At 31.9% G+C, this 7,232-nt stretch carries 5 protein-coding genes and 1 pseudogene; 3 read left to right on the top strand and 3 right to left on the bottom strand.

Annotated elements, in window-relative coordinates; genetic code table 11:
- The first annotated feature begins 520 nt into the window (after nt 1–520).
- The 3 genes from trkA (at nt 521) to V5787_RS08095 (ending at nt 3,985) form a co-directional block, all read left to right on the top strand.
- Complete coding sequence (trkA, locus tag V5787_RS08105) at nt 521–1,870, top strand: Trk system potassium transporter TrkA (protein ID WP_336892744.1); 1,350 nt, start codon at nt 521–523, stop codon at nt 1,868–1,870.
- A 3-nt stretch (nt 1,871–1,873) separates the two neighbouring features.
- Nucleotides 1,874–3,379, top strand: coding sequence for a potassium transporter TrkG (locus V5787_RS08100; protein ID WP_336892743.1), 1,506 nt, complete (start codon nt 1,874–1,876; stop codon nt 3,377–3,379).
- A 72-nt stretch (nt 3,380–3,451) separates the two neighbouring features.
- On the top strand, nt 3,452–3,985 hold the full coding sequence (locus V5787_RS08095) for a hypothetical protein (RefSeq protein ID WP_336892742.1): 534 nt from the start codon (nt 3,452–3,454) through the stop codon (nt 3,983–3,985).
- A 47-nt stretch (nt 3,986–4,032) separates the two neighbouring features.
- Here V5787_RS08095 and V5787_RS08090 read toward each other — a convergent pair whose 3' ends face one another.
- From V5787_RS08090 to V5787_RS08080, 3 genes and pseudogenes are all read right to left on the bottom strand, one after another.
- The gene (locus tag V5787_RS08090) at nt 4,033–5,388 is read right to left on the bottom strand and encodes a Mur ligase family protein (RefSeq protein WP_336892741.1); all 1,356 of its coding nucleotides are present in this window, start codon (nt 5,386–5,388) and stop codon (nt 4,033–4,035) included.
- Nucleotides 5,389–5,596: 208 nt separating this feature from the next.
- Nucleotides 5,597–7,033 carry a sulfatase gene (locus tag V5787_RS08085; protein ID WP_336892740.1) on the bottom strand — a complete coding sequence of 479 codons (1,437 nt, stop codon included), beginning with the start codon at nt 7,031–7,033 and terminating at the stop codon, nt 5,597–5,599.
- A gap of 67 nt (nt 7,034–7,100) precedes the next feature.
- Nucleotides 7,101–7,232: pseudogene (locus tag V5787_RS08080) on the bottom strand (IS1595 family transposase); the annotation flags it as partial.

The following is a 7,232-nucleotide window of genomic DNA, read 5'->3' as shown; positions in this document are numbered from 1 at the left end:
AATTATTCAAGAAAAACTAAATAATAGACCTAGAAAGATACTTGGATATAAAACACCAAAAGAAATGATGGATATTGAACTTAAAATTGTAGCTTAGTAACATCATAAAACTAAAACGTTTTGTTGCGTTACAACCTTGAAGCCAATAAGTTGCACTGTTTTTTCGAGTGGGTTATAGTCCCGAACAGGTAGTTTAGGGCACTTGTAAATCTAGAAAAAAGCATTGTTTTCAGAGCGCATATGTCAACGAATTTGGAAAGATAAATAGAATAAATACTGAATTCAAGAGCTTAATGCAACGGCAATTTATACACACATAAAGCAGATCGAAACAATTTAAAGAACAGGACTAGGAAAAGATATAAGTATTAATACCCTTTGCGTATTATGAGATTTTTTTATCAAAAGATTCATTTGTGACTTTAATTCAGTTTTTTATTAATGAAACGTTTTCGTTATTTATAATCTTCATAGAAGTAGTTTTCGAATTCTTCATTACATTTGTACAAATTTTTATTCAATGAAAATCATAATAGCTGGTGCAGGAGATGTAGGATTCCATTTGGCAAAACTACTTTCTAATGAAGCTCAAGATACTTTTGTTATTGATTCTGATGCCAAGAAGTTAATATATATAGATAACCACTTAGATGTTATCACATTAAAAGGAGATGCAACTTCTATAAAATTATTAAAAGAAGTGGGGATCCAAAATGCAGATTTAATTTTGGCTGTTACAGAATCTCAAAACACCAATCTTACCATTGCTGCATTGAGTAAAAAACTAGGAGTAAAAAAAACTATCGCTAGAATTTCAAATACAGAGTTTTTAACAACCACTGAAATAAACTTTACTGAAGTAGGAGTTGACTATATGATTTCTCCTGAGTTTTTGGCTGCAAAAGAGATTGAAACACTTTTAAATGAATCTGTTTTTAACGATAAATTTGAGTTTGAAAATGGAGCAATTACCATTTTAGGAGCGAGACTTTCTTCTCAATCTCCCGTGTTAGGAAAAACGGTTCAAGAGGTTAAACAGACGTATTCTGGGATTAATTTCACTATCATTTCTTTAAAACGAGAAAATACAATTGAAACTATAATTCCTGGAGGAAGCACAATATTCAAACACCATGATCAGGTTTATTTTTCTGTCACTAAGGAGCATGTAGATAGAGTTTACGAACTTATTGGTAAAAAAAAGGTAGGAATAAAGAATGTAATGATTCTAGGAGGAAGTAGAATTGGTCAAAAATCCGCAATAAATCTTTGTGATCACAATTTTAATGTAAAACTTATTGAAATTAATAGAGACAAAGCTTTTGAATTGGCAGATTTACTTTGCGATACTTTGATTATTCATGGAGATGGTAGGAATGTAGAATTATTGGATGAAGAATCTATTGATAAAATGGATGCCTTTGTTGCTGTAACCGGGAATTCAGAAACGAACATTATGTCTTGTTTGGTTGCCAAATCCAAAGGAGTTAAAAAAACCATTGCCTTGGTTGAAAATATGGATTATATAAATATTTCACAAACCATAGGTATTGACACTCTTATCAATAAAAAATTATTAGCAGCCAGTGCTATTTTTAAACATGTCAGAAAAGGTAAAGTATTAGCACTCACTAATCTTCATAATGTAGATGCTGAAGTTTTAGAGTTTTTCGTAAAAAGAAATTCAAAAGCGACAAAATTTAAAATAAAAGATTTAGAGCTTAGAGACAAAGCTGTTATTGGAGGTGTTGTGAGAAAAGGGGTAGCGAGTATGACTTTTGGTGATTTTCAAATATTAAAAGGAGATAGAGTTATTGTCTTTTGTTTACCCAAATCAATTGGAGACATTGAAAATTTATTTAACAATTAGATAATGAAATCTACAGGTTTAAATTTAAAAATTGTCATTAGTTTTTTAGGCCTTACGGCTATTTTAAATGGTATTTTTATGCTTTTTTCGGTTCCGTTTAGCCTATATAATAACGAAAGTGCATATATAGGTATTTTATCTGCTGGATTAGTTACGATCACTCTCGGTTTTTTTATGTGGTTCTTTAATAGAAATGCACCTAAACAACTCCAAAAAAGAGAAGGTTATATTATTGTGACCTTGGGTTGGTTGATTCTTACTTTTACAGGAACACTTCCTTATTTGTTTACTGGAACCATACCTCACTTTGTAGATGCCATTTTTGAAACTATCTCTGGATATTCAACCACAGGAGCCTCCATTGTAAATGATATAGAGGCTTTGCCAAATGGAATTTTATTTTGGAGAAGTGCAACTCATTGGATTGGAGGAATGGGAATTATTGTTCTTACCATTGCTATTTTACCCTTATTAGGAATTGGAGGAATGCAACTTTTTATGGCGGAAGCTCCAGGTCCCTCTACCGATAAAATGCATCCGAGAATTACGCAAACAGCGAAACGTCTTTGGCTTATTTATGTCTCACTAACAATAACCGAATTTCTCTTGTTAAAGGTAGCAGGAATGACTTGGTTTGATGCCTTAAATCATGCCATGGCAACAATGAGCACAGGTGGTTTCTCAACAAAAAATGATAGTATGGCCTACTGGAATAATATGCCTATTATTCAGTATATCGTAATGGTATTTATGTTTATTGCTGGAACCAATTTTATTCTGACCTATTTTGCATTAAAAGGACGCTTAAATAAAATATTTAAAAACGAAGAATTCAAATATTACTTATTCGGATCCATCTTTATGACAATCGTAATTACGATAATCATTCAATATTTTCAAACGTCAGGACTCGAGTCAGCTATTGACCATCCAATGCCTTGGGGGGCTTTAGAAAGTTCATTTCGCCACGCTGGTTTTCAGGTTGTAGCAGTACTTACAACCACAGGATTTGTTTCTGCTGATTATACCACATGGAATTCACTTGGTACGATGCTAATTTTCTCTTTATTTCTAATAGGAGGCTCTGCAGGATCAACTAGTGGAGGTGTTAAAATTGTACGTCATATCATTATGATAAAAAACAGTCTTTTAGAATTTAAAAAATTATTACACCCTAATGCTATTATTCCTGTTCGATACAATGGAAAAGGAGTTTCTAGGATTATTGTCTTTAATATTCTATCCTTCTTTGTGCTTTACATGTTAATTTTTATTATTAGTTCTGTCATCTTAAGTTTTATGGGATTAGATTTCCTCTCAGCTATTGGTGCCGCAGCTTCTTCACTTGGAAATGTTGGTCCTGCATTAGGCTCCTTAAGCCCTATAGATAATTATTCTCATTTATCAGATTCTGCAAAATTATTTTGTTCATTCCTAATGTTAATAGGTCGCCTTGAACTGTTCACTGTTTTAATACTTTTAACTCCTTTCTTTTGGGAAAAATGTTAAGATTTATTATGTTCTATTCTTATGGGTATAAATACTATTGTCACAATATTAAATATAAAAAGCAACTATATCATGAAAAAAAAAATCAGTAGTCAATATCTGTTTATTGGACTTTTACTCTTCTCTTTAAACTTGTTTTCACAAAAAGAAGAAAAAGAATACAAGCACTTCCGTATTAGCCCTGTGTTAAGTCATACCTACATTCCTACTGGTACTTCAGAAGGGGTGTCAACCATTATTGTACCATCAATAGGATTGGATTTAGAGTATTGGTTTAATCCGAAATTTGGAATAGGGTTACATAACGACTTAGAACTTTTAATTTACGAAATTGAAAAACCTGAAGACGAATTAACTGTAGAAAAAGAATATCCTGTGATCGTTACTTTAGACGGACTAGCGAAAGTATATAAAGATCTTGTTGTGGTCTTTGGAGCGGGAGTTGAGTTTGAAAAAAGCGAGAATCTTTTTATCATAAGAGCAGGGTTGGAGTATGAAATAGAATTTGCAGAATATTGGGATTTGTCTCCTACAGTATTCTATGATTATCGTAAAGATGAATTTGGAACTTGGTCCATAGGTATCGGTGTTGGTAGAAGATTTTAATCATTACTTAACTAATAAAAAAGGCTTCCATTTGGAAGCCTTTTTTATTAGTTAAGTAATGACTTTACCTCTTCAAAATCCAAGCCTCCGTAATTTCCAGAACTCATCAGTAATAATACAGTGTTTTCAAGATTTTCAGAAAACAAAAACTCTTTAAACTTTTTAGGGTCAGTATACACGATTAAATCCTCTCGTTGAAAAGCCTCTTTAATTTGTATTTCAGAAACCTCTTTCAACTGTTTTATTTTAACAGCATTTGGAGAGTAAAAAACAACAGCCTTGTCTGCCTTGTCCAATGCTCCTACATATTCTTTTAAAAAACCAGCATTTAAACTACTATAAGTATGCAATTCCAAACACGCTAAAAGCGTTTTTTTTGCGTATTGTTTTTTTACAGCAGTTGTGGTAGCCATTACTTTAGAAGGAGAATGTGCAAAATCTTTAAACACGACAGTACTTTTGTTCTCTGCGATTTTTTCCAAACGCTTGCTAGCTCCTTTAAAACTAGAAATCGCTTCATGAAATTCTTCTTCATCAATACCAACATGCTGGCAAATCCACTTTGCGCCCGCTAAATTTTGTAAATTATGACTTCCAAATATTTCCAAAGGCATTGCTCCAACTGCAGTGTCTAAATAAGTAATTCCATTTTCAATCTTATGATTTGGTGTACTGTATGCATACTTTTTAATCGTATGTTCACTTCCTTCTACCACAGCCTTTACATGAATATCTTCTTCATTATACACCATAATACCACCATTAGTCAAGGAGTCTGTGAAAATCTTAAACTGCTCTTTATAATTTTCAAATGTTGGAAATACGTTTATATGGTCCCAAGCAATTCCACTTAACAAAGCAATATTGGGTTTGTACAAATGAAATTTAGGTCTTCTATCAATTGGAGATGACAAATATTCATCTCCTTCTAAAATCATAAATTCATTTTCTTCTGTAAGATGTACCATGGTGTCAAAACCGTCTAATTGTGCACCCACCATATAATCCACAGATATATCATGATAATTCAATACATGTAAAATCATAGAAGTAATGGTCGTTTTACCATGGGAACCTCCAATTACAACTCTTGTTTTGTTTTTTGACTGCTCGTACAAAAACTCCGGATATGAATAAATTTTCACACCTAATTCTTGTGCTTTTAATAATTCAGGATTGTCTTTTTTTGCATGCATCCCAAGAACAACAGCATCCAAATCTATCGATATTTTTTCTGAAAACCACCCAAATTCAACGGGTAATAATCCTTTATTATCTAGGCGCGACTTTGAAGGCTCAAAAATGGCATCATCACTTCCTGTAATCTTGTATCCTTTATTATGTAATGCTATGGCTAAATTGTGCATGGCACTACCTCCAATAGCTATAAAATGTATCTTCATTTAAGTTTATTTGTACTCTGTAAAAGTACGCAATTCTAAGATTAAAATTTCAGAAATAACCCGTTCTAAAAGAATATAAAAAGATAGAAGAAGACATACTGAATTGGAAAAGAAAACTCCTAATTCTAATCTATAAATATAAAGTAAAAAATTACACTCATAAATTTCACCGTCCTAAACGGGGGGAGTAGAATAACACTCCAGTAAATTAATTATTTTCTTCTTTTACTTTTTTCATTTCCGAAGGGTTTTTATACAGCACTTTCTTGTTTTCCATTAATCTCTCATGAATATGATAGGTAACATCCATCCAATTACGATCTTCTACCCAAAGTGGTTTGATGATTTCTTTTTCCCAACTTTCTAATTCTATTAAAATTTCATCAAATTTTGGACTATTTATTTTGACTAAATTTTTTGTTTCACCCAAGTCATCTCTTAAATTATACAAGGAATAACCATAATCTTGAAGTCTAATTAACTTATAATCTCCAACTCTTGCTCCCGATTCCTCCAATTTTCTCCAAAATAATTTATCGTGGGGATTACCTATCTTTTCACTTTTTAAATACGGAAGTAAATTAACACCGTCTAATTTCAATTTTTCACTTATTCTAATTTGAGCAGCTGAAATAGATGTTGTAAAAATATCTAAAGAGGAACTCAATCCATTAAAAGTTCTATTACCTTTAACTTCACCAGGCCAACTTACGATAAAAGGAACTCTATGTCCTCCTTCAAACTTATTCCCTTTCCAGCCTTTTAAGGGAAGATTAGATGATGAATTATTTGCGGCACCTCCATTATCACTTAAAAAATAAATTAATGTGTTATTAGCAATATTTAAAGTTTCTAACTTTTGTTGGATTTTTCCTATGTTTTCATCCAAACTCCAAGTCATAGCAGCTAATTTTTGTTTTGGATGATTTTTGAATTTTTCTAAATGTTCCTCTTTAGCTTGCATTGGTGTATGAACTGCATTATATGCCAAATACATAAAAAAGGGATGTTCTTTACTTTCTTGAATATAGTTAACCGCTTGGTCAGTTAATACATCTGTCATATAACCCTCAAATTTTATCCGATTTCCATTATGCTGGAGCATTTTACTTTTGCTTGGGTTTAGTAATGGAAAGTAGGATCTACTTCCTGATTCAAAGCCAAAAAACTCATCAAAACCTCGTTGATTAGGGTGATCTGATTTATGACCTCCTAAATGCCATTTTCCTAAAGCATAAGTATGATATCCATTTGCTTTAAAAACATCAGCCATGGTAACTACCTCGTCCGACAATCCGATGTCTCCTGAATCTCCATAACCAGTATTGTTTGCTTCAAAACCAAAACGCTGTTGGTATTTTCCTGTCATTAAACCAGCTCTTGAAGGAGCACAAACTGTTGAAGTTACGTGCGCATCCGTAAAAATCACCCCACTTTTTGCAAGTTTATCAATGTTTGGGGTTTCTAAATCTTCGCTTCCCATAAAACCAAAATCTGCATAACCAGCATCATCAATTAAAATTATAAGAATGTTTGGTTGCTCTTTTAAAGAAGATAGTTTTTCTGTAATTACTTCTTTTTTTGAAGTTTGTTTACAAGAAGTTACGAATGATAGTATTAATAAGAATATATATTGAAATTTCATTCTGTTTTTCTTTTTTTTGAGTTATACGATTAGTGTCTGTTTTATTTTGATGAATAGTTTTTCTGAGTTATACGCCTAGTGTCTGTTTTGTATTTTTTTGATATTTAGGTTTTTGTAGTACCATTCTAAGAATTGTTTTATGAAAAATGGATTCTTTGTATTGTGACCTATTAATTCTAAAACAAAATTCATCAAAATA

The sequence above is a fragment of the Flavicella sp. genome, from assembly GCF_037132785.1.
Taxonomy (GTDB): domain Bacteria; phylum Bacteroidota; class Bacteroidia; order Flavobacteriales; family Flavobacteriaceae; genus Flavicella.
Note: the sequence above shows the minus strand (reverse complement) of the source record. Positions and strands in the feature narration are given on the sequence as shown.